Origin of the sequence: Pseudomonas sp. NCHU5216, assembly GCF_052156495.1 — a bacterium.
Classification (GTDB): Bacteria; Pseudomonadota; Gammaproteobacteria; order Pseudomonadales; family Pseudomonadaceae; genus Aquipseudomonas.
The window spans coordinates 65155-86986 of the sequence record NZ_JBQLIX010000022.1; the positions used below are offsets into that span (position 1 = coordinate 65155).

18 protein-coding genes and 2 tRNA genes are annotated in these 21832 nt (G+C 62.1%); 19 read left to right on the top strand and 1 reads right to left on the bottom strand.

The genetic code is table 11. The features are described 5' to 3' along the window. Positions 1 to 257: 257 nt before the first annotated feature. From carA to ACSVIK_RS16220, 4 genes are read left to right on the top strand one after another with little or no spacing between them, the layout of a single operon-like run. The gene (gene carA, locus ACSVIK_RS16205; RefSeq protein WP_442445284.1) at positions 258 to 1406 is read left to right on the top strand and encodes a glutamine-hydrolyzing carbamoyl-phosphate synthase small subunit; all 1149 of its coding nucleotides are present in this window, start codon (positions 258 to 260) and stop codon (positions 1404 to 1406) included. 29 nt (positions 1407 to 1435) lie between these two features. Further along, positions 1436 to 4657: a carbamoyl-phosphate synthase large subunit gene (gene carB, locus ACSVIK_RS16210; protein ID WP_442445285.1), complete on the top strand. Its 3222-nt coding sequence runs from the start codon at positions 1436 to 1438 to the stop codon at positions 4655 to 4657. Further along, the gene (gene greA, locus ACSVIK_RS16215) at positions 4654 to 5130 is read left to right on the top strand and encodes a transcription elongation factor GreA (RefSeq protein ID WP_024309422.1); all 477 of its coding nucleotides are present in this window, start codon (positions 4654 to 4656) and stop codon (positions 5128 to 5130) included. Before carB ends, greA begins: the two co-directional genes overlap by 4 nt. Continuing rightward, complete coding sequence (locus tag ACSVIK_RS16220; protein WP_442445286.1) at positions 5108 to 5569, top strand: DUF4149 domain-containing protein; 462 nt, start codon at positions 5108 to 5110, stop codon at positions 5567 to 5569. The genes greA and ACSVIK_RS16220 overlap by 23 nt, the downstream gene beginning before the upstream one ends. Positions 5570 to 5680: 111 nt before the next feature. Here the strand turns inward: ACSVIK_RS16220 and yhbY are convergent, their stop codons facing one another. Further along, a complete protein-coding gene (gene yhbY / locus ACSVIK_RS16225) occupies positions 5681 to 5992 on the bottom strand; it encodes a ribosome assembly RNA-binding protein YhbY (protein ID WP_442445287.1) in 312 nt (103 codons plus the stop codon). Positions 5993 to 6083: 91 nt separating this feature from the next. On the opposite strand from yhbY, the gene rlmE reads away from it, so the two are divergent. The 15 genes from rlmE (at position 6084) to pnp (ending at position 21416) form a co-directional block, all read left to right on the top strand. Continuing rightward, positions 6084 to 6707 (top strand): 23S rRNA (uridine(2552)-2'-O)-methyltransferase RlmE, encoded by a 624-nt coding sequence (gene rlmE / locus ACSVIK_RS16230; protein WP_442445288.1) that lies wholly within the window; start codon positions 6084 to 6086, stop codon positions 6705 to 6707. A 172-nt stretch (positions 6708 to 6879) separates the two neighbouring features. Further along, entirely contained in the window at positions 6880 to 8790 is a 1911-nt protein-coding gene (gene ftsH, locus ACSVIK_RS16235) for an ATP-dependent zinc metalloprotease FtsH (protein ID WP_442445289.1), read from the top strand. Between the two features lie 9 nt (positions 8791 to 8799). Then, complete coding sequence (folP, locus tag ACSVIK_RS16240) at positions 8800 to 9651, top strand: dihydropteroate synthase (RefSeq protein ID WP_442445290.1); 852 nt, start codon at positions 8800 to 8802, stop codon at positions 9649 to 9651. Between the two features lie 20 nt (positions 9652 to 9671). Continuing rightward, positions 9672 to 11009, top strand: coding sequence for a phosphoglucosamine mutase (gene glmM / locus ACSVIK_RS16245; RefSeq protein ID WP_442445291.1), 1338 nt, complete (start codon positions 9672 to 9674; stop codon positions 11007 to 11009). Between the two features lie 65 nt (positions 11010 to 11074). Beyond that, positions 11075 to 11830 carry a triose-phosphate isomerase gene (gene tpiA, locus ACSVIK_RS16250; protein WP_442445292.1) on the top strand — a complete coding sequence of 252 codons (756 nt, stop codon included), beginning with the start codon at positions 11075 to 11077 and terminating at the stop codon, positions 11828 to 11830. Between the two features lie 3 nt (positions 11831 to 11833). Continuing rightward, on the top strand, positions 11834 to 12214 hold the full coding sequence (gene secG / locus ACSVIK_RS16255; protein WP_268181609.1) for a preprotein translocase subunit SecG: 381 nt from the start codon (positions 11834 to 11836) through the stop codon (positions 12212 to 12214). A 7-nt stretch (positions 12215 to 12221) separates the two neighbouring features. Beyond that, positions 12222 to 12307 (top strand) — tRNA-Leu (locus tag ACSVIK_RS16260). Positions 12308 to 12403: 96 nt separating this feature from the next. Beyond that, positions 12404 to 12480: transfer RNA gene (locus tag ACSVIK_RS16265), tRNA-Met, on the top strand. 129 nt (positions 12481 to 12609) lie between these two features. After that, positions 12610 to 13068, top strand: a complete 459-nt coding sequence (gene rimP / locus ACSVIK_RS16270) for a ribosome maturation factor RimP (RefSeq protein ID WP_442445293.1) — start codon at positions 12610 to 12612, stop codon at positions 13066 to 13068. A gap of 183 nt (positions 13069 to 13251) precedes the next feature. Then, positions 13252 to 14733, top strand: coding sequence for a transcription termination factor NusA (nusA, locus tag ACSVIK_RS16275; protein ID WP_442445294.1), 1482 nt, complete (start codon positions 13252 to 13254; stop codon positions 14731 to 14733). Positions 14734 to 14760: 27 nt separating this feature from the next. Next, positions 14761 to 17259, top strand: a complete 2499-nt coding sequence (gene infB / locus ACSVIK_RS16280; RefSeq protein WP_442445295.1) for a translation initiation factor IF-2 — start codon at positions 14761 to 14763, stop codon at positions 17257 to 17259. 124 nt (positions 17260 to 17383) lie between these two features. Continuing rightward, a complete protein-coding gene (gene rbfA, locus ACSVIK_RS16285) occupies positions 17384 to 17773 on the top strand; it encodes a 30S ribosome-binding factor RbfA (RefSeq protein WP_442445296.1) in 390 nt (129 codons plus the stop codon). Positions 17774 to 17775: 2 nt separating this feature from the next. Continuing rightward, positions 17776 to 18696 (top strand): tRNA pseudouridine(55) synthase TruB, encoded by a 921-nt coding sequence (truB, locus tag ACSVIK_RS16290; protein ID WP_442445297.1) that lies wholly within the window; start codon positions 17776 to 17778, stop codon positions 18694 to 18696. Between the two features lie 170 nt (positions 18697 to 18866). Then, positions 18867 to 19136 carry a 30S ribosomal protein S15 gene (gene rpsO, locus ACSVIK_RS16295; protein WP_003240577.1) on the top strand — a complete coding sequence of 90 codons (270 nt, stop codon included), beginning with the start codon at positions 18867 to 18869 and terminating at the stop codon, positions 19134 to 19136. A gap of 171 nt (positions 19137 to 19307) precedes the next feature. Beyond that, the gene (gene pnp, locus ACSVIK_RS16300; RefSeq protein ID WP_442445298.1) at positions 19308 to 21416 is read left to right on the top strand and encodes a polyribonucleotide nucleotidyltransferase; all 2109 of its coding nucleotides are present in this window, start codon (positions 19308 to 19310) and stop codon (positions 21414 to 21416) included. Positions 21417 to 21832: the final 416 nt, after the last annotated feature.

Here is a 21832-nt window from a genome sequence, read left to right on the forward strand (position 1 = left end):
GCGACAAGCTGCAAGTAAGGGCTTGACGACCCAGGGCGGACTTTTGCGCTGATGAGCTTGCAGGGGGCGGCCATCCGTATTGCAGCTTGGAATTCGGGTGGACCGAAAAAGGCTTTTCCTGTAAGCTTCCTGTTTTAGTGTGTCCACTAAAAGTTACGCAGAATGGCTCAAATAAAAAAGCGGGATGACCTTCACACGTCATCCCGCTTTTTTACAACCTGCGTTTGCTTCAAGCCTTGTTCGAGACGGAGGTCTTCTTGACTAAGCCAGCCCCCAAACCTGCCATTTTGGCCCTTGCTGACGGCAGCATTTTTCGCGGCGATTCCATCGGGGCCGATGGCCAGACGATCGGAGAGGTGGTGTTCAACACCGCCATGACCGGCTATCAGGAAATTCTCACCGATCCGTCCTATGCCCAGCAGATCGTCACCCTGACCTATCCGCACATCGGCAATACCGGCACCACCCCGGAAGACGGCGAGTCCTGCAGTGTGTGGGCGGCCGGCCTGATCATTCGCGACCTGCCGCTGATTTCCAGTAGCTGGCGCGACAAGCAGCCGCTGGACGAATACCTGAAAGCGAACGGCACCGTCGCCATCGCCGGTATCGACACTCGCCGCCTGACCCGCATCCTGCGTGAGAAGGGCTCGCAGAACGGCTGCATTCTGGTTGGTGACGATGCCACCGAAGAGAAGGCGCTGGAGTTGGCGCGCAGTTTCCCGGGCCTCAAAGGCATGGATCTGGCCAAGGAAGTCACCTGCGCCAAACCCTACGAATGGCGCTCCAGTGTGTGGAACCTGGAAAGCGACAGCCACCCGCTGATCTCGGCCGAGGAGCTGCCATACCATGTGGTGGCCTACGACTACGGCGTGAAGCTGAACATCCTGCGCATGCTGGTCGCTCGCGGCTGCCGCCTGACCGTGGTACCGGCGCAGACGCCGGCCAGTGAAGTGCTGGCACTCAATCCCGATGGCGTGTTCCTGTCCAACGGGCCTGGCGACCCCGAGCCGTGCGACTACGCGATCAAGGCGATCAAGGAAATCCTGGAAACCGATCTGCCGGTGTTCGGCATCTGCCTCGGCCACCAGCTTCTGGCCCTGGCCTCCGGTGCCAAGACCGTCAAGATGGGCCACGGCCACCATGGCGCCAACCACCCGGTACAGGATCTGGATTCCGGCGTGGTGATGATCACCAGCCAGAACCACGGTTTCGCTGTGGACGAGAGCAGCCTGCCGAGCAATGTGCGGCCGATTCACAAGTCGCTGTTCGATGGCACCCTGCAGGGCATCGAACGAACCGACAAGGCCGCTTTCAGCTTCCAGGGTCACCCGGAAGCCAGCCCAGGCCCGCACGACGTTGCGCCGCTGTTCGACCGTTTCATCAATGAGATGGCCAAACGCCGCTAAGCCCGCCGAGCAGAGAATTCGAGAAGACCATGCCAAAACGTACAGATATCAAAAGCATCCTGATCCTCGGCGCCGGCCCCATCGTCATCGGCCAGGCCTGCGAGTTCGACTACTCCGGCGCCCAGGCGTGCAAGGCGCTGAAGGAAGAAGGTTTCCGCGTCATTCTGGTGAACTCCAACCCGGCCACCATCATGACCGACCCGGCCATGGCCGACGCCACCTACATCGAGCCGATCAAGTGGGCCACCGTGGCCAAGATCATCGAGAAGGAGCGCCCGGACGCACTGCTGCCGACCATGGGCGGCCAGACCGCGCTGAACTGCGCGCTGGATCTGGAGCGCCACGGCGTGCTGGAGAAATTCGGCGTCGAGATGATCGGTGCCAACGCCGACACCATCGACAAGGCCGAAGACCGTTCGCGCTTCGACAAGGCGATGAAGGACATCGGCCTGGCCTGCCCGCGTTCGGGTATCGCCCACAGCATGGAAGAAGCCTACGGCGTGCTGGAGCAGGTGGGCTTCCCCTGCATCATCCGCCCCAGCTTCACCATGGGCGGCACCGGCGGCGGTATCGCCTACAACCGTGAAGAGTTCGAGGAAATCTGCGCCCGTGGTCTGGATCTGTCGCCGACCAACGAGCTGCTGATCGACGAATCGCTGATCGGCTGGAAGGAATACGAGATGGAGGTGGTCCGCGACAAGAAGGACAACTGCATCATCGTCTGCTCCATCGAGAACTTCGACCCCATGGGCGTGCACACCGGCGACTCCATCACCGTGGCCCCGGCGCAGACCCTGACCGACAAGGAATACCAGATCATGCGCAACGCCTCCCTGGCGGTGCTGCGTGAGATCGGTGTGGAAACCGGCGGCTCCAACGTGCAGTTCGGCATCTGCCCGAACACCGGGCGCATGGTGGTGATCGAGATGAACCCGCGCGTGTCGCGTTCCTCGGCACTGGCCTCCAAGGCCACCGGCTTCCCCATCGCCAAGATCGCCGCCAAGCTTGCAGTGGGTTACACCCTCGACGAGCTGTCCAACGACATCACTGGCGGTCGTACCCCGGCGTCCTTCGAGCCGGCCATCGACTACGTGGTGACCAAGGTTCCGCGCTTCGCCTTCGAGAAGTTCCCCAAGGCCGACGCCCGCCTGACCACCCAGATGAAGTCCGTCGGTGAGGTCATGGCCATCGGTCGTACCTTCCAGGAGTCGGTGCAGAAAGCTCTGCGCGGCCTGGAAGTCGGCGTTGCCGGCTTCGACCCGAAACTCGACCTCAACGACCCGGAAGCCGAGAGCATCCTCAAGCGCGAGCTGACCGTGCCCAGCGCCGACCGTATCTGGTACGTGGCCGATGCCTTCCGCGCTGGCAAGACTGTCGCCGAAGTATTCGAGCTGACCCGCATCGACGAGTGGTTCCTGGTGCAGATCGAGGATCTGATCAAGGACGAAGCCACCGTGCAGACCCTGGGTCTGTCTGCCATCGACTTTGAGCTGATGTTCAAGCTCAAGCGCAAGGGCTTCTCCGATGCGCGTCTGGCCAAGCTGCTGGGCGTTTCCGAGAAGAGCCTGCGTGCGCACCGTCACAAGCTGAAAGTGCTGCCGGTGTACAAGCGCGTCGACACCTGCGCCGCCGAATTCGCCACCGACACCGCCTACATGTACTCGACCTACGAGGAAGAGTGCGAGGCCAACCCGTCGAGCCGCGAGAAGATCATGATTCTCGGCGGCGGCCCCAACCGTATCGGCCAGGGCATCGAATTCGACTATTGCTGCGTGCACGCGGCGCTGGCCATGCGTGAAGACGGCTTTGAAACCATCATGGTCAACTGCAACCCGGAAACCGTTTCCACCGACTACGACACTTCCGACCGCCTGTACTTCGAGCCGGTGACCCTGGAAGACGTGCTGGAGATCGTCCGCGTCGAGCAGCCCAAAGGCGTCATCGTCCAGTACGGCGGCCAGACCCCGCTGAAGATCTGCCGCGCCCTGGAAGAGGCCGGCGTGCCGATCATCGGCACCAGCCCCGAGGCCATCGACCGCGCCGAAGACCGCGAGCGCTTCCAGCAGATGGTGCAGCGCCTGAACCTGCGTCAGCCGGCCAACGCCACCGCGCGCAGCGAAGACGAAGCCCTGGCCCTGTCGAAGAACATCGGCTACCCGATGGTGGTGCGTCCGTCCTACGTACTGGGCGGCCGAGCGATGGAAATCGTCTACCAGGAAGAAGAACTCAAGCGCTACATGCGCGAAGCGGTGAAGGTGTCCAACGACAGCCCGGTGCTGCTGGATCGCTTCCTCAACTGCGCCATCGAAGTGGACGTGGATGCGGTCAGCGACGGCGAAATCGTGGTCATCGGCGCCATCATGCAGCACATCGAGCAGGCCGGCGTGCACTCCGGTGACTCCGCCTGCTCGCTGCCGCCGTACTCGCTGCCGGCGCACATCCAGGACGAGATCCGCGAGCAGGTCAAGAAGATGGCCCTGGAGCTCGGCGTGGTCGGCCTGATGAACGTGCAGATGGCCGTGCAGGGCGAGGACATCTACGTCATCGAAGTGAACCCGCGCGCCTCGCGTACCGTGCCCTTCGTCTCCAAATGCGTCGGCGAGTCGCTGGCCAAGGTGGCGGCGCGCGTCATGGCCGGCAAGACCCTGGCCGAAGTGGGCTATACCGAAGAGATCATCCCGCCTTTCTACAGCGTCAAGGAAGCGGTGTTCCCCTTCGCCAAGTTCCCGGGCGTCGACCCGATCCTCGGCCCGGAGATGAAATCTACCGGTGAGGTGATGGGCGTCGGCGACAGCTTCGGCGAAGCCTTCGCCAAGGCCCAGGTCGGTGCCAGCGAAATCCTGCCGAACGCCGGCGTCGCTTTCATCAGCGTGCGTGAGGATGACAAGGCCGAGGCCGTGCAGGTCGCGCGCGATCTGGTCAGTCTCGGCTTCGAGGTGGTGGCCACCGCCGGTACCGCCAAGGTGATCGAGGCCGCTGGCCTGCCGGTGCGCCGCGTGAACAAGGTGACCGAAGGTCGTCCGCACGTGGTCGACATGATCAAGAACGACGAAGTCACCCTGATCATCAATACCACCGAGGGGCGTCAGTCCATCGCTGACTCCTACTCGATCCGTCGTAACGCCCTGCAGCACAAGATCTACTGCACCACCACCATCGCGGCGGGGCAGGCGGTCTGTGAGGCGCTCAAGTTCGGTCCTGAGAAGACCGTGCGCCGGCTGCAGGATCTGCATGCAGGAATCAAGGCATGAACAAGTACCCCATGACCGTCCAGGGCGCTCGCGCCCTGGAAGAAGAGCTGGCGCACCTGACCAAGGTGCGTCGTCCGGCACTGAGCCAGGCGATCGCCGAGGCCCGTGAGCTGGGCGATCTCAAGGAAAATGCCGAATACCATGCCGCCCGTGAGGAGCAGGGCATGGTCGAGGCGCGTGTGCGTGATATCGAAGGTCGCCTGCAGAATGCGGTGATCATCGATGTCACCACTATCGAGCACACCGGCAAGGTGATCTTCGGCACCACCGTGGAAATCGCCAACGTCGAGACCGACGAAAGCGTGACCTACCAGATCGTTGGCGAAGACGAAGCCGACATCAAGCAAGGCAAGATCTCCGTCGGCTCACCCATCGCCCGTGCCCTGGTGGGCAAGAGCGAAGGTGACGTGGTCGGCGTGCAGACCCCCAGCGGCCTGGTCGAGTACGAGATTGTCGAAGTCCGCCACATTTAAGCCGCAACAGCCGTCACGGGCCACTGCCGTCAGTTGGCAGTTGGCCCAGACCCTCTGGGTCGGCGGCCTGTGGGTGTTGCAGTTCGTCATCCTGCCGGCCATTGGCCAGACCGGGCTGGCGCCGCTGCTGGTGCAGGACATTTCCGCGCAACTGACGCCGCTGCTGATTGGCCTGGCGGCTGTCTGTGTGGCAGTGCAGGCTTTTGCGCTGTTACGCGTGGAGGGGCTTGCCGGTTTCTGGCGCGATATGCGCGGCCAACTGCTGCTGACCGTTGCCGCCATGGCGCTGAGCCATCTGCTGGTGCGCCAGTACTGGCCCGAGGCCGACTACTGGCTACGCTTCAGCTATCTGGTGATGGCCTTTTGCGGGTTGTTGCTGGTGCTGCAACCTGTGCCGGGGAAGAGCAGCTATAAGCCGCAAGCCACAAGCTTCAAGTAAAAGCGCGTAGCGCTTGCCAATCGAGCGGCAGAGCGCGAATCCTGATTTGCTTGCAGCTTGTAGGGGGCGACCATTCGTCTTGCAGCTTGCAGCTTGCAGCTTGCAGCCGCTTCAACCCTGATGACGAATGACGTTGGACAGGTTGCGGTTCGGCTTGGGGTTCTTGCGATAGAGCAGGGCGACCTTGCCGATCGACTGCACCAGCTCGGCCTTGCTGGCCTCGCACAGGGCGCTGATGGCGGCCTGGCGGTCTTCACGCTCGGCGAGGCGCAGTTGCACCTTGATCAGTTCGTGATCGCTCAGCGCGCGCTCGAGCTCGCCCAGCACGCCTTCGGTCAAACCATTGTCGGCCACGATCAATACAGGTTTCAGGTGGTGGCCGATAGATTTGAATTGTTTCTTCTGCTCTTGAGTGAGCGGCATAATCGTTAATACCTAATTCGGTCTGGAAAATCGGCGCCTATCTTACCCGACCCCGCGCCGTTATTCATGACCCGTTGAATCCGAGGTTGCAGTGGCACGTTCCAAGACCAGCCCGCGTTGGCTGAAAGAGCATTTCGACGATCCCTACGTGAAGATGGCGCAGAAGGACGGCTATCGTTCGCGCGCCAGCTACAAGCTGCTGGAGATCCAGGAGAAGGATCGCATCCTGCGCCCCGGCATGACCGTGGTCGACCTGGGCGCTGCTCCGGGTGGTTGGTCGCAGGTCACCAGCCGGGTGATCGGCGACAAGGGGCGGCTGATCGCCTCCGACATCCTGGAGATGGACAGCATTCCCGATGTGGCCTTCATTCAGGGTGACTTCACCGATGACGCCGTGTTCGCGCGCATTCTCGAAGCCATCGGGGAAAATCCGGTCGACCTTGTTATTTCCGACATGGCCCCCAATATGAGTGGGGTAAGGGCGGCCGATCAGCCGCGCGCCATGTACCTGTGCGAACTGGCGCTGGATCTGGCCAGCCGCGTGCTGCGCCCAGGTGGCGATTTTCTCATCAAGATTTTCCAGGGTGAAGGCTTCGACCTTTACCACAAGCAGGTGCGGGAGAGCTTCGAGAAGGTGCAGATGCGCAAGCCGCTGTCTTCCCGTGACCGTTCCCGCGAGCAGTACCTGCTGGCCCGTGGCTTTCGTGGGGGCTGAGTTGAAACGGGGCGGCCTTGCGCCGGTCTGATGCTGGCAAGTCGCATAAAGGGTTACAGACGGTGCCTGCGGGACGCGGGCGTTTGGTGTAAGTTAGGCGGTATATCATTGGTCGTCATGGGAAGCCTGCTTCGCCACGAGGCCTGCTTCAGAGGGTAGCTAATTGAACGACATGGCAAAGAATCTCATCCTGTGGCTGATCATCGCGGCCGTGCTGGTCACCGTGATGAACAATTTCTCCAGCCCCAACGAGCCGCAGACCCTGAGCTACTCGCAGTTTATCGAGCAGGTCAAGGAAGGGCGCGTCGAGCGCGTCACCGTCGACGGCTACGTGATTACCGGCAAACGCACCGATGGCGAAGGTTTCAAGACCATTCGTCCGGCCATCCAGGATGGTGGCCTGATCGGTGACCTGATCGACAACAACGTGGTCATCGAAGGCAAGCAGCCGGAGCAGCAGAGCATCTGGACGCAGTTGCTGGTGGCCAGCTTCCCGATCCTGGTGATCATCGCGGTGTTCATGTTCTTCATGCGCCAGATGCAGGGCGGTGCTGGCGGCAAGGGCGGGCCGATGAGCTTCGGCAAGTCCAAGGCGCGCCTGCTCTCCGAAGATCAGGTCAAGACCACCTTCGCCGACGTTGCCGGTTGCGACGAGGCCAAGGAAGAGGTCAGCGAGCTGGTGGAATTCCTCCGCGACCCGGGCAAGTTCCAGCGCCTGGGTGGGCGTATCCCGCGCGGTGTGCTGATGGTCGGCTCGCCTGGTACCGGCAAGACCTTGCTGGCCAAGGCCGTGGCCGGTGAGGCCAAGGTGCCGTTCTTCACCATTTCCGGCTCCGACTTCGTCGAGATGTTCGTCGGCGTGGGCGCCTCCCGCGTGCGTGACATGTTCGATCAGGCCAAGAAGCACGCGCCCTGCATCATCTTCATCGACGAGATCGACGCCGTCGGTCGCCACCGCGGCGCCGGCATGGGCGGCGGTCACGACGAGCGCGAGCAGACCCTCAACCAGTTGCTGGTAGAGATGGACGGCTTCGAGATGAACGATGGCATCATCGTCATCGCCGCCACCAACCGCCCGGACGTGCTTGACCCGGCGCTGCTGCGCCCCGGCCGTTTCGACCGTCAGGTGGTGGTTGGCCTGCCGGATATCCGCGGTCGCGAGCAGATCCTCAAAGTGCACATGCGCAAGGTGCCGATGGGTGACGACGTCAATGCGGCGGTGATCGCCCGCGGTACGCCGGGCTTCTCCGGTGCCGACCTGGCCAACCTGGTCAACGAGGCTTCGCTGTTCGCCGCCCGTGCTGGCAAGCGCCTGGTGGAAATGGCCGAGTTCGAGCTGGCCAAAGACAAGATCATGATGGGCGCCGAGCGCAAGACCATGGTCATGTCCGACAAGGAAAAGCTCAACACCGCCTTCCACGAAGCCGGCCACGCCATCGTCGGGCGTTTGGTGCCCGAGCATGACCCGGTCTACAAGGTCTCCATCATCCCGCGTGGTCGTGCTCTGGGTGTGACCATGTTCCTGCCGGAAGAGGATCGCTACAGCCTGAGCAAGCGCGCCCTGATCAGCCAGATCTGCTCGCTGTTCGGTGGTCGTATCGCCGAGGAAATGACCCTGGGCTTCGACGGTGTCACCACCGGCGCGTCGAACGACATCATGCGCGCCACCCAGCTGGCCAAGAACATGGTCACCAAGTGGGGCCTGTCCGAGAAGCTCGGCCCGCTGATGTATGCCGAAGAGGAGGGCGAAGTGTTCCTCGGTCGCAGTATGGGCAGCCAGAACAGCAACGTCTCCGGCGAAACCGCCAAGCTGATCGATGAAGAGGTGCGCCGCATCATCGACGAGTGCTACGCCACCGCCAAGCAGTTGCTGGTGGAGAATCGCGACAAGCTGGACGCCATGGCTGAAGCGCTGATGAAGTACGAGACCATCGACTCCGAGCAGATCGACGACATCATGAATGGTCGCGTGCCCCGTGAGCCGCGTGGTTGGGGTGGTGGCGATTCCGGTAAGCCGCAAGCCAAGCCGGATGAAGGTACCCGTCCCGAGGCGCCGATTGGCGGCCCTGCTGCCGAACACTAAGGTTCATCGATGTCCGATGTGCAACTGCCGAGCCGGCTACCCTGTGGTAGCCGGCTTCTTGATTTGACCCGTCCACAAGTGATGGGGATTCTCAACGTTACCCCCGACTCCTTTTCCGATGGTGGCCGCTTCGCTCAGCGCGATGCGGCGCTTCGGCATGCCGAGGCCATGGCCAAGGCCGGCGCCTCGCTGATCGATGTCGGTGGCGAATCGACCCGCCCCGGTGCCCGTCCGGTTTCGCCCACCGAAGAGCTGGAGCGGGTCGCTCCGGTGGTCGAGGCCATTGCTCGCGAGCTGGACGTGATCGTTTCCGTGGATACTTCGACGCCGGCGGTGATGCGCGAGAGTGCGCGACTTGGCGCCGGGCTGATCAACGACGTGCGCTCGTTGCAGCGTGATGGTGCGCTGGACGCCGCTGCCGATACCGGCTTACCCGTGTGTCTGATGCACATGCGTGGCGAGCCCGGCAACATGCAGGACGATCCACGCTATCCGGATATCCTCGTCGAGGTGCAGGATTTTCTCGTCGAGCGCATGGCGGCGTGCGCCGCAGCGGGCATCCCGGCCGAGCGTATCGTGCTCGACCCTGGCTTCGGTTTTGCCAAGACCCTGGAGCATAATCTCTCGCTGTTTCAACGCATGGAGCAGTTGCATGCGCTGGGCCGGCCCCTGCTGGTGGGCGTGTCGCGCAAGAGCATGATCGGCAAGGTGCTCGGTCATGAAGTCGGCGGGCGGTTGTATGGCAGTCTGGCATTGGCGGCCCTGGCACTGACCAAGGGCGCACATATTTTGCGTGTGCACGATGTCGCCGAGACGGTGGACGTGGTGCGCATGATCGCTGCGGTGCAGGCAGCGCAATAAGCAACAAGAAGGAACGCGTTATGGCTAGAAAGTATTTCGGCACCGATGGCATTCGTGGCCGTGTCGGTGAGTTTCCCATCACTCCCGAGTTCGTGCTCAGGCTGGGTTGGGCCGCCGGCATGGCGTTTCGCAAGCAGGGTAAGTGCCGTATTTTGATCGGCAAGGACACGCGTATTTCCGGCTACATGTTCGAGTCCGCGCTGGAAGCGGGCCTGGCCTCTGCCGGTGCCGACGTGCAGTTGCTCGGCCCCATGCCGACGCCGGCCATCGCCTATCTGACGCGCACCTTCCAGGCCGATGCCGGCATCGTCATCAGTGCCTCGCACAACCCGCACGACGACAATGGCATCAAGTTCTTCTCCAGCGAAGGCACCAAGCTGCCCGACGATGTCGAGCTGATGATCGAGGAACTGCTCGATCAGCCGATGACCGTGGTGGAGTCGGCGGCGATCGGCAAGGCGTCGCGCATCAACGATGCCTCTGGGCGCTACATCGAGTTCTGCAAGGGCAGCGTACCCACCGGCACCAGCTTCCGTCATCTGAAGATCGTGGTCGACTGCGCCCATGGCGCGGCCTACAAGGTCGCCCCGGCGGTGTTCCGTGAGCTGGGAGCCGAGGTCAAGGTGATGGCGGCCCAGCCGGATGGCCTCAACATCAACCACGAATGCGGTTCCACCCATATCGCTGGCCTGCAGGCCGAGGTGCTGGCCCAGGGGGCCGACCTTGGCATTGCCTTCGATGGCGATGCCGATCGCGTGCTGATGGTGGATCACACCGGCACCGTGGTCGATGGCGATGAGCTGTTGTTCATCATCGCCCGCGACCTGCAGGAGCGCGGGCGCCTGCATGGCGGTGTGGTCGGCACACTGATGAGCAATCTGGGCCTGGAGCTGGCCCTGGCGGAGCTGAACGTGCCCTTCGTGCGCGCCAAGGTGGGCGACCGCTACGTGATCGCCGAGCTGCAGGCGCGCAACTGGTTGCTTGGCGGCGAGAATTCCGGCCACCTGGTGTGCTTCCAGCACACCACCACCGGCGATGCCATCATCGCCGCGCTGCAGGTACTGGTGGCGCTCAAGCGTCGTGACCAGTCGCTGGCCGAAGCGCGCATGGGCGTGAAGAAATGCCCGCAAGTGCTGATCAACGTGCGCTTTTCCGGTGACCTCGACCCGCTGGAGCACCCGTCGGTGAAGGAAGCCTGCGCGCGGGTGACCGAGCGCATGGCCGGGCGTGGCCGCGTGCTGCTGCGCAAGTCCGGCACCGAGCCGTTGCTGCGGGTCATGGTCGAAGGTGACGACGAAGCGCAGGTGCAAGGCTATGCCGATGAATTGGCTAAGATTGTTGCCGAAGTATGCGCGTGATTGAGCTTGCTACGCGCTGGGCTCTTGGGTAACATCTGCGCCCTCTTTGATCGACGAGGTAAAGCATGCGTCGCCCCTTGGTTGCTGGTAACTGGAAAATGCACGGTACCCGCGCCAGCGTCGCAGAGCTGATCGAAGGGCTGCGTCAGCAGGTGTTGCCTGTTGATGTCGACGTCGCGGTATTTCCCCCCAGTCTGCATGTTGCCCAGGTCATCGCGGCGCTGGCAGGCAAGGGGGTGAAGGTCGGGGCGCAGGATTGCGCGGCGCAGGCCGAGCAGGGTGCCCTGACTGGCGAGCTGGCGACCTCTCAACTGGCTGATGCCGGTTGTGAGCTGGTGTTGGTGGGTCATTCCGAGCGTCGCCTGATTCTGGGTGAAAGCGACGACCTGATCGTGCGCAAGTTCGCCGCAGTGCAGGCAGCGGGTTTGATCCCCGTGCTCTGTCTCGGTGAAACCCGTGAGCAGCGTGAGTCGAATGCAACGCTGAGTGTGGTGGGCGGCCAGTTGGCTGCAGTGATCGACGCCCTGGGTGTCGGCTCGCTTGCAAATGCCGTCGTAGCCTATGAGCCTGTCTGGGCCATCGGCACCGGCTTGACCGCTACGCCCGAGCAGGCTCAGGAAGTGCATGCCGCCATCCGCGCACAGGTTGCGCGATTGGATGCAGGCGTGGCGAACGGGCTGAGAATTCTTTATGGCGGCAGCGTCAAGGCCGCCAGTGCAGCCGAGTTGTTCGGCATGCAGGATATCGATGGGGGGCTTGTGGGTGGAGCCTCTCTGAATGCGGATGAATTCGGCGCGATCTGTCGCGCTGCAGGAAACTGAACAATGCTGGAAACAGTCGTAGTGGTTCTGCACCTGATGGGTGCGATCGGTATTGTGGCGCTGGTGCTGTTGCAGCAGGGCAAGGGTGCTGATGCAGGTGCTTCTTTCGGTGCTGGTGCTTCGGCAACTGTATTCGGAAGCCAAGGTTCCTCTACCTTTCTGAGTAAGTTTACTGGTATACTCGCCGCAGCTTTTTTCATTACCAGCTTGGGTTTAGCGTTCTTTGCTAAAGAAAAAGCTGAAGCATTGACTCAAGTTGGTCTGCCAGATCCAGCGGTTCTGGAAGTCCAGCAAAAACCGGCAGCAGAAGATGTGCCGGTGCTCGAAGAGCAGAAGGCACCTGCATCCGATGCGTCGGACGTGCCGGAGGCTCCAAAGCAGTAACCGTTTTGCCGAGGTGGTGGAATTGGTAGACACGCTACCTTGAGGTGGTAGTGGCCATAGGCTGTAGGGGTTCGAGTCCCCTCCTCGGTACCATACTCAAGAAGGCCCGCAGTTCGCGGGCTTTCTTGTTTTTCGGAGTGTTGGTTGACCCTCGAAGGGGGCAGCCTTATAATTTCGGCCCAGCTTTGGCGCGGGGTGGAGCAGTCTGGTAGCTCGTCGGGCTCATAACCCGAAGGTCGTAGGTTCAAATCCTGCCCCCGCAACCAGTTTCAGCAGGCCCCTTTTAAGGGGCCTTTTGCTAGCTGGAAGATATCGTCCGCCAAGATAATGAGCGGTTTGAAGGGATGGGCGTTTCGCCCATTTTTTATTTGCACAGCATGCACGAGGGCCGTTAAGTGTCGAGCAAGCTAGAACAGTTGCAGGCCTTGTTGGCCCCGGTAGTCGAAGCGCTTGGCTATCAATGCTGGGGCATCGAGTTCCTGTCGCAGGGGCGTCATTCGCTGCTGCGTGTCTATATCGACAAAGCCGATGGCATCCTCATCGACGATTGCGAGATCGTCAGCCGTCAGCTCAGTGGTGTACTGGATGTCGAGGATCCGATTGCCTCGGAGTACACCCTGGAAGTTTCCTCTCCTGGCATGGATCGGCCGCTGTTCACGCTGGAACAGTTCGCGGCGCATGTCGGTGAGCAGGCAAAGATCAAGCTGCGTTCGCCCTTCGAGGGGCGCCGCAACTTTCAGGGCCTTCTCCGTGGTGTGGAGGAGCAGGACGTGGTGGTACAGGTGGATGACCACGAGTACCTGTTGCCGATCGATCTGATCGACAAGGCCAATATCATCCCCCGATTTGATTGAGACGCGCATCCCGCGTTGCCCTACCAGCCCTTGCCTGCAGGCATTCTGCGCAGGATCACGGGGCGAGCAGGCGGCAATGCAGATTGCGCGAACACAGCGCGACACCGCACGAACTTGGCGCCAGTGGCGTGAAAGTGGCGTGGGTTGCGTGGATCCAATGGATTGCGAAAGGCGAGGCGTACGATGAGCAAAGAAGTACTGCTAGTTGTTGAGTCGGTATCCAACGAAAAAGGTGTACCGGCCGGCGTGATTTTCGAGGCGCTGGAGCTGGCTCTGGCGACCGCTACCAAGAAGCGTTTCGAGGACGAGGTCGACCTGCGTGTGTCGATCAATCGTCAGAACGGTAGCTACGAAACCTTCCGTCGCTGGACCGTGGTCGACGAATCGGAGTTCGAGGATCCGGCCTACCAACTGACCGACGACATGCCGCAGGCCGTCGAGGCCAACGCCAAGATCGGTGACGTGCTCGAAGAGAAGATCGAGTCCATCGAGTTCGGCCGTATCGCCGCGCAAACCGCCAAGCAGGTCATCGTGCAGAAGGTGCGCGAGGCCGAGCGTGCACAGGTGGTCGACGCCTATCGCGAGCGTTTGGGCGAGATCATCTCCGGTACCGTGAAGAAGGTCACCCGCGACAGCGTCATCGTCGATCTGGGCAACAATGCCGAAGCACTGCTGGCCCGTGAAGACATCATCGCCCGCGAGACTTTCCGCGTCGGTGTACGTCTGCGTGCCCTGCTCAAGGAAATCCGCACCGAGAATCGTGGCCCGCAACTGATCCTGTCGCGTACCGCGCCGGAAATGCTGATCGAGCTGTTCCGCATCGAAGTGCCGGAAATCGCCGAAGGCCTGATCGAGGTCAAGGGCGCCTCCCGTGATCCGGGTTCGCGCGCCAAGATCGCCGTACGTTCCAAGGACAAGCGCATCGACCCGCAGGGTGCCTGCATCGGCATGCGCGGTTCGCGCGTGCAGGCCGTTTCCGGCGAGCTGGGCGGTGAGCGCGTGGACATCGTGCTGTGGGACGACAACCCCGCGCAATTCGTCATCAACGCCATGTCGCCGGCCGAAGTGGCGGCGATCATCGTCGACGAAGACGCCCACGCCATGGATATCGCCGTGGCGGCGGACAACCTGGCTCAGGCCATCGGTCGTGGTGGCCAGAACGTGCGCCTGGCCAGTCAGTTGACTGGCTGGACGCTGAACGTCATGACCGAAGCCGACATTCAGGCCAAGCAACAGGCTGAAACCGGCGACATCATGCAGTCCTTCATCGACGAGCTGGAAGTCGACGAAGAACTGGCCCAAGTCCTGGTCGAAGAGGGTTTCACCAGTCTCGAGGAGATTGCCTACGTACCCATGGAAGAAATGCTCAGCATCGATGGCTTCGACGAGGAGATCGTCAACGAGCTGCGCGCGCGAGCCAAGGATCGTCTGCTGACCAAGGCGATCGCCAACGAGGAGAAGTTGGCCGATGCCCATCCAGCGGATGACCTGCTGGAAGTCGAGGGTATGGACAAGGCGCTGGCTCTGGAGCTGGCGCTGCGCGGCGTGATTACCCGTGAAGACCTGGCCGAGCAGTCGATCGACGACTTGCTCGACATCGACGGCATCGACGAAGAGCGTGCCGGCAAGCTGATCATGGCCGCCCGAGCCCATTGGTTCGAGTAAGCGGTTGCGGCCTGAGGAGAAAGATGCATGACGCAAGTCACGGTGAAAGAACTGGCCAAAGTGGTCGACACCCCGGTCGAACGCCTGCTGCAGCAGATGCGTGAAGCTGGCCTGTCCCACAGCAGCGCCGAACAAGTGGTAACCGATAGTGAGAAGCAAGCCTTGCTTGCTCACCTCAAGAGCAGTCACGGCGACAAGAAGGTCGAAGAGCCGCGCAAGATCACCTTGCAGCGCAAGACCACCAGCACCTTGCGCGTGGCTGGCAGCAAGACCATCAGCGTGGAAGTGCGCAAGAAGAAGACCTTCGTCAAGCGCAGCCCGGAAGAGCTCGAAGCCGAGAAGCAGCGCGAGCTCGAGGCTCAGCGCGCCGAAGCCGAGGCCGCGCGCCTGAAGGCCGAGGAAGAAGCCAAGCGCAAGGCCGAAGAAGAGGCCAAACGTCAGGCGGCCGAAGCTGCTGCCGCGGCCCCGGCGGCGCCGGCTGCCACTCCGGCAGCGGCCAGCGAGCCGGTGGCCACCGTCGCCGCTCCGGTGATCGAGGTCGAGCGCAAGAAGGAAGAAGTGCGTCGCCCCGAGAAGGCGCGCAGCGACGAGGACGAGCGTCGCGAGCGCAAGCACGCCCAGCATCGCCCGACCCTCAAGGAGAAGGCGCCGGCACCTCGCGTTGCGCCGCGTAGCGTCGACGAAGAGAGCGATGGCTTCCGTCGTGGCGGTCGTGGCAAGGCCAAGATGAAGAAGCGCAACCAGCACGGCTTCCAGAGCCCGACTGGCCCGATCGTGCGCGACGTGTCCATTGGCGAGACCATCACCGTTTCCGATCTGGCCCAGCAAATGGCCATCAAGGGTGCGGAAATCGTCAAGTTCATGTTCAAGATGGGCACTCCGGTGACCATCAACCAGGTGCTGGATCAGGAAACCGCGCAACTGGTCGCCGAAGAGTTCGGCCACAAGGTCAAGCTGGTCAGCGACAACGCCCTGGAAGAGCAACTGGCCGAGTCCCTGAAGTACGAGGGTGAAGCCATTCACCGTGCGCCGGTGGTGACCGTGATGGGTCACGTCGACCACGGCAAGACGTCCCTGCTCGACTACATCCGTCGTGCCAAGGTGGCATCCGGCGAGGCCGGTGGTATCACCCAGCACATCGGTGCCTACCACGTGGAAACCGATCGCGGCATGATCACCTTCCTCGACACCCCCGGTCACGCCGCGTTTACTCAGATGCGTGCCCGTGGTGCCAAGGCCACCGACATCGTCATCCTCGTCGTCGCTGCTGACGACGGCGTGATGCCGCAGACCCAGGAAGCCGTGCAGCACGCGAAAGCGGCTGGTGTACCCATCGTGGTTGCGGTGAACAAGATGGACAAGCCGGAAGCCAATCCGGACAACATCAAGAACGGCCTGGCCGCACTGGACGTGATTCCGGAAGAGTGGGGCGGCGACGCACCCTTCGTCCCGGTTTCCGCCAAGGCCGGTACCGGCATCGACGAACTGCTCGAGGCCGTGCTGCTGCAGGCCGAGGTGCTCGAACTCACCGCCATGCCGTCGGCGCCTGGCCGTGGCGTGGTGGTCGAATCCCGTCTGGACAAGGGCCGTGGCCCGGTGGCCACCGTGCTGGTGCAGGACGGTACCCTGCGTCAGGGCGACATGGTGCTGGTCGGCGTCAACTATGGCCGCGTGCGCGCCATGCTCGACGAGAACGGCAAGCCGATCAAGGAAGCCGGCCCGTCCATCCCGGTCGAGATCCTCGGCCTCGATGGCACCCCGGATGCCGGTGACGAGATGATGGTGGTGGCCGACGAGAAGAAGGCCCGCGAAGTCGCACTGTTCCGTCAGGGCAAGTTCCGCGAGGTCAAACTGGCTCGTGCCCACGCCGGCAAGCTGGAAAACATCTTCGAGAACATGGGCCAGGAAGAGAAGAAGACCCTCAACATCGTCCTCAAGGCCGACGTGCGTGGTTCTCTGGAAGCCCTGCAAGGCTCGCTCAGCACCCTGGGCAACGACGAAGTGCAAGTGCGTGTGGTCGGTGGCGGCGTCGGTGGTATCACCGAGTCCGATGCCAACCTGGCGCTGGCTTCCAATGCCGTGCTGTTCGGCTTCAACGTTCGTGCTGACGCCGGTGCGCGCAAGATCGTCGAGTCCGAAGGCCTCGACATGCGCTACTACAACGTCATCTACGACATCATCGAAGACGTCAAGAAGGCCCTCACCGGCATGCTCGGCAGCGACGTTCGCGAGAACATCCTGGGCACCGCCGAAGTGCGTGACGTGTTCCGTTCGCCGAAGTTCGGCGCTGTCGCTGGCTGCATGGTCATCGAGGGTACCGTTTACCGCAACCGTCCGATCCGCGTACTGCGCGAGGACGTGGTGATCTTCGAGGGCGAGCTGGAATCGCTGCGTCGCTTCAAGGACGACGTCGCCGAAGTGCGTAACGGCATGGAGTGCGGTATCGGCGTGAAGAGCTACAACGACGTCAAGGTCGGCGACAAGATCGAGGTGTTCGAGAAGGTTCAGGTGGCGCGCAGCCTGTAAACACAGCTGCAAGCCTCAAGCGGCAAGCTTCAGGAGGTGGCCTGGCCCACCTGTTGAGCTTGCCGTTTGGCTTTTTGGTATTTTTTAGCTTGAAGCTTAGAGCTTGAAGCTTGAGGCAGCTTTTATGGCCAAAGATTACAGCCGTACCCAGCGTATCGGCGATCAGATGCAACGCGAACTGGCGACGCTGATCCAGCGCGAGATCAAGGATCCGCGCCTGGGCCTGGTGACCATCACCGCAGTGGACGTCAGCCGCGACCTGTCCCATGCCAAGGTGTTCATCACTGTCATGGGCAAGGACGACGATGCCGAGCAGATCAAGCTCAACCTGGAGATTCTCTCCGAGGCGGCCGGCTACCTGCGCATGCTGCTGGGCAAGTCGATGAAGGTGCGTACCGTCCCGCAACTGCACTTCCAATATGACGCCAGCATTCGCCGTGGTGCCGAGCTGTCGGCGCTGATCGAGCGTGCGGTGGCGGAAGATCGCAAGCACCAGGATGGCGGTGAGGACTGAGCGTGGCGCAGGTCAAACGTATTCGTCGCAAGGTCGATGGCATCATCCTGCTCGACAAACCCCTCGGCTTCACCTCCAACGCGGCCCTGCAGAAGGTGCGTTGGCTGCTCAACGCCGAGAAGGCCGGGCACACCGGCAGCCTCGACCCGCTGGCCACCGGCGTGTTGCCGCTGTGCTTCGGTGAGGCGACCAAGTTCTCCCAGTACCTGCTCGATGCTGACAAGGGCTACGAGACCGTCGCCCAGCTTGGCGTGACCACCACCACCGGCGATGCCGAAGGTGATGTGCTCGAACGCCGCCCGGTGACCGTTGGTCGCAGCGAAATCGAAGCGCTGTTGCCGCGTTTTCGCGGGGAAATCAAGCAGATACCGCCGATGTACTCGGCCCTGAAGAAGGACGGACAGCCCCTCTACAAGCTGGCCCGTGCAGGGGAAGTAGTGGAGCGCGAAGCGCGTTCTGTTACTATTGCGCGCCTGGAATTGCTGGCCCTCGAGGGCGAGCAGGCGCGTCTGTCGGTGGACTGCAGCAAAGGCACCTACATTCGCACCCTGGTCGAGGATCTCGGCCAACTGCTCGGTTGTGGCGCCCACGTGGCGCAGTTGCGCCGCACCAAGGCCGGCCCGTTCGACCTGTCGCGTACCGTGACCCTGGAAGAACTGGAAGCGGTACATGCCGAAGGCGGTAGTGCGGCGCTGGATCGCTTCCTGCAGCCGGTCGACGCCGGGTTGCAGGACTGGCCGCTGCTGCAGCTCTCCGAGCACAGCGCGTTCTACTGGCTGCAGGGGCAGCCGGTGCGAGCGCCGGAGGCGCCGAAGTTCGGCATGCTGCGGGTGCAGGATCACAATGGTCGTTTCATCGGCATCGGTGAAGTGAGTGACGATGGGCGTATTGCACCGCGTCGCTTGATCAATACTGGCGCGTGAGCGCCGAAAGGTTCGGCCGAAATGGCTGAACGCCTGAGGGTGACGAAGTCGTCTCAGGTGTAACGAGGGTGGCTGTTAGTAGGCACGGTCATGCCTCTTTTTAAAACACGGGAAGCGATTCCCGGCCTATTGAGACTGCTTCGGCAGTTTCCAGATGAGAGGAAGCCAACATGGCACTCAGCGTTGAAGAAAAAGCCCAGATCGTAAACGAGTACAAGCAAGCTGAAGGCGACACCGGTAGCCCGGAAGTGCAGGTAGCCCTGCTGACCGCCAACATCAACAAGCTGCAAGGCCACTTCAAGGCCAACGGCAAGGATCACCACAGCCGTCGCGGTCTGATCCGCATGGTAAACCAGCGTCGTAAGCTGCTGGATTACCTCAAGGGTAAGGACACCACTCGTTACAGCGCCCTGATCGGTCGCCTGGGCCTGCGTCGTTAATAGACGCGAGCTGCACAAGTTGGAAGCTGGGAGTTCGGCGTCGCGAGTGGGGAGTGATCCTCAGCTCGGGGCGCTGGGCTTCCAGCTTTTGGCTTTTCGAGGGATGCATCGGGTCCGACTCCCGCGCTTCTTTCCAATTTCCCCCAAGGCAACAAAGAGAAGGAAAACACCGTGAACCCGGTAATCAAGCAATTCAAGTTCGGTCAGTCGACCGTGACCCTCGAGACTGGCCGCATCGCCCGTCAAGCCAGCGGCGCCGTGCTGGTGACCGTCGACAATGACGTCACCGTGCTGGTCACCGTGGTCGGTGCCAAGAGCGCCGACCCGAGCAAGGGCTTCTTCCCGCTGTCCGTGCACTACCAGGAAAAGACCTACGCTGCCGGCAAGATTCCGGGTGGCTTCTTCAAGCGTGAAGGCCGCCCCAGCGAGAAGGAAACTCTGACCTCGCGCCTGATCGACCGTCCGATCCGCCCGCTGTTCCCCGAAGGTTTCATGAACGAAGTGCAGGTTGTCTGCACCGTCGTTTCCACCAGCAAGAAGACCGATCCGGACATCGCTGCGATGATCGGTACCTCCGCTGCCCTGGCCGTTTCCGGCATCCCGTTCAGCGGCCCGATCGGCGCTGCGCGCGTGGCCTTCCACCCGGACACCGGCTACCTGCTCAACCCCAACTACGAGCAACTGCAGGCCTCCAGCCTGGACATGGTGGTGGCCGGTACCGAGACCGCCGTACTGATGGTGGAATCCGAAGCTGACGAGCTGACCGAAGACCAGATGCTCGGCGCCGTGCTGTTCGCCCACCAGGAATTCCAGGCCGTGATTCAGGCGGTCAAGGAATTCGCCGCCGAAGCCGGCAAGCCGACCTGGAACTGGCAGGCTCCGGCCGCCAACACCCCGCTGCTGGACGCCATCCGCAGCCAGTTCGGCGAGGCCATCAGCCAGGCCTACACCATCACCATCAAGCAGGATCGCTACAACCGTCTGGGCGAGCTGCGTGATGAAGTCGTCGCAGCCCTGGCCGGCGAAGGCGAAGGCAAGTTCTCTGCCGACGAAGTCAAAGCCGCTTTCGGCGAGATCGAGTACCGCACCGTGCGTCAGAACATCGTCGACGGCAAGCCGCGTATCGATGGTCGCGACACCCGCACCGTGCGCCCGCTGAAAATCGAAGTCGGCGTACTGGACAAGACCCACGGCTCGGCCCTGTTCACCCGTGGCGAAACCCAGGCGCTGGTCGTTGCCACCCTCGGCACCGCTCGCGATGCGCAACTGCTCGACACCCTGGAAGGCGAAAAGCGCGATGCCTTCATGCTGCACTACAACTTCCCGCCGTTCTCGGTCGGTGAGTGTGGCCGCATGGGCGGTGCCGGTCGCCGCGAAATCGGTCACGGCCGTCTGGCCCGTCGTGGCGTTGCCGCCATGCTGCCGAAGGGTGACGAGTTCCCCTATACCATCCGCGTGGTATCGGAAATCACCGAGTCCAACGGTTCGTCCTCCATGGCTTCGGTGTGCGGCGCTTCCCTGGCGCTGATGGACGCCGGCGTGCCGATGAAGGCGCCGGTCGCCGGTATCGCCATGGGGCTGGTGCTGGAAGGTGAGAAATTCGCCGTACTGACCGACATCCTCGGTGACGAAGACCACCTGGGCGACATGGACTTCAAGGTAGCCGGTACCGCCAAGGGTGTTACCGCGCTGCAGATGGACATCAAGATCCAGGGCATCACCGAAGAGATCATGGAGCAGGCACTGGAGCAGGCGCTGGAAGCTCGTCTGAACATCCTCGGCCAGATGAACCAGGTGATCAGCCAGTCGCGCACCGAGCTGTCGGCCAATGCCCCGACCATGCTGGCGATGAAGATCGACCAGGACAAGATCCGCGACGTCATCGGCAAGGGCGGCGCCACCATCCGCGCCATCTGCGAAGAGACCAAGGCCTCGATCGACATCGAAGACGATGGCTCGATCAAGATCTTCGGCGAAACCAAGGAAGCCGCTGACGCCGCCAAGCAGCGCGTGCTGGCGATCACCGCGGAAGCCGAGATCGGCAAGATCTACGTCGGCAAGGTCGAGCGCATCGTCGACTTCGGCGCCTTCGTCAACATCCTGCCGGGCAAGGACGGTCTGGTGCACATCTCCATGCTGAGCGATCAGCGCGTGGAGAAGGTCACCGACGTACTGAAGGAAGGCCAGGAAGTGAAGGTACTGGTACTGGACGTGGACAACCGCGGCCGTATCAAGCTGTCGATCAAGGACGTGGCGGCTGCCGAAGCCTCTGGCGTCTGATAGCGCCCTGCGTTGCGATACGAGGAGCCCCGCGAAAGCGGGGCTTTTTCGTTGTCGCTCTTGGGATCTGGGGAAGTCAGTTTTGATACTGGACTGGCAAGTTTGTGTTTTTTTGGTGTTCTGGACGCCGCTACGGTGTGTTCGGAAACTCCTTATTTCGCCCCCTCGGGCGACTCACTTTTCTTTGAAATCGGATTGCCGCCCAGCGCAAAGAAAAGTAAACAAAAGAAACGCACCCCCGCCATCCGGAACTAGGCGTCCCCGTCATGCTTCGCTCGACTTCCCTCACTCCGGTACCGTTCCGGGGTCGGCTTACAAGGGCCATCCCTGGCCCATTATGCGGGGCCGCCATCGGTATCTCGCGGCATCCATGCCGCTCGCCCCCTGCGCAATGCCTACGTTCGGCCTCCTGAAGG

Coding starts and splice junctions, on each gene's coding strand:
- carB (WP_442445285.1), top strand. CDS start 1,436: ATGCCAAAACGTACAGATATCAAAAGCATCCTGATCCTCGGCGCCGGC.
- greA (WP_024309422.1), top strand. CDS start 4,654: ATGAACAAGTACCCCATGACCGTCCAGGGCGCTCGCGCCCTGGAAGAA.
- yhbY (WP_442445287.1), bottom strand. CDS start 5,992: ATGCCGCTCACTCAAGAGCAGAAGAAACAATTCAAATCTATCGGCCAC.
- ftsH (WP_442445289.1), top strand. CDS start 6,880: ATGGCAAAGAATCTCATCCTGTGGCTGATCATCGCGGCCGTGCTGGTC.
- folP (WP_442445290.1), top strand. CDS start 8,800: ATGTCCGATGTGCAACTGCCGAGCCGGCTACCCTGTGGTAGCCGGCTT.
- glmM (WP_442445291.1), top strand. CDS start 9,672: ATGGCTAGAAAGTATTTCGGCACCGATGGCATTCGTGGCCGTGTCGGT.
- tpiA (WP_442445292.1), top strand. CDS start 11,075: ATGCGTCGCCCCTTGGTTGCTGGTAACTGGAAAATGCACGGTACCCGC.
- secG (WP_268181609.1), top strand. CDS start 11,834: ATGCTGGAAACAGTCGTAGTGGTTCTGCACCTGATGGGTGCGATCGGT.
- nusA (WP_442445294.1), top strand. CDS start 13,252: ATGAGCAAAGAAGTACTGCTAGTTGTTGAGTCGGTATCCAACGAAAAA.
- infB (WP_442445295.1), top strand. CDS start 14,761: ATGACGCAAGTCACGGTGAAAGAACTGGCCAAAGTGGTCGACACCCCG.
- rbfA (WP_442445296.1), top strand. CDS start 17,384: ATGGCCAAAGATTACAGCCGTACCCAGCGTATCGGCGATCAGATGCAA.
- rpsO (WP_003240577.1), top strand. CDS start 18,867: ATGGCACTCAGCGTTGAAGAAAAAGCCCAGATCGTAAACGAGTACAAG.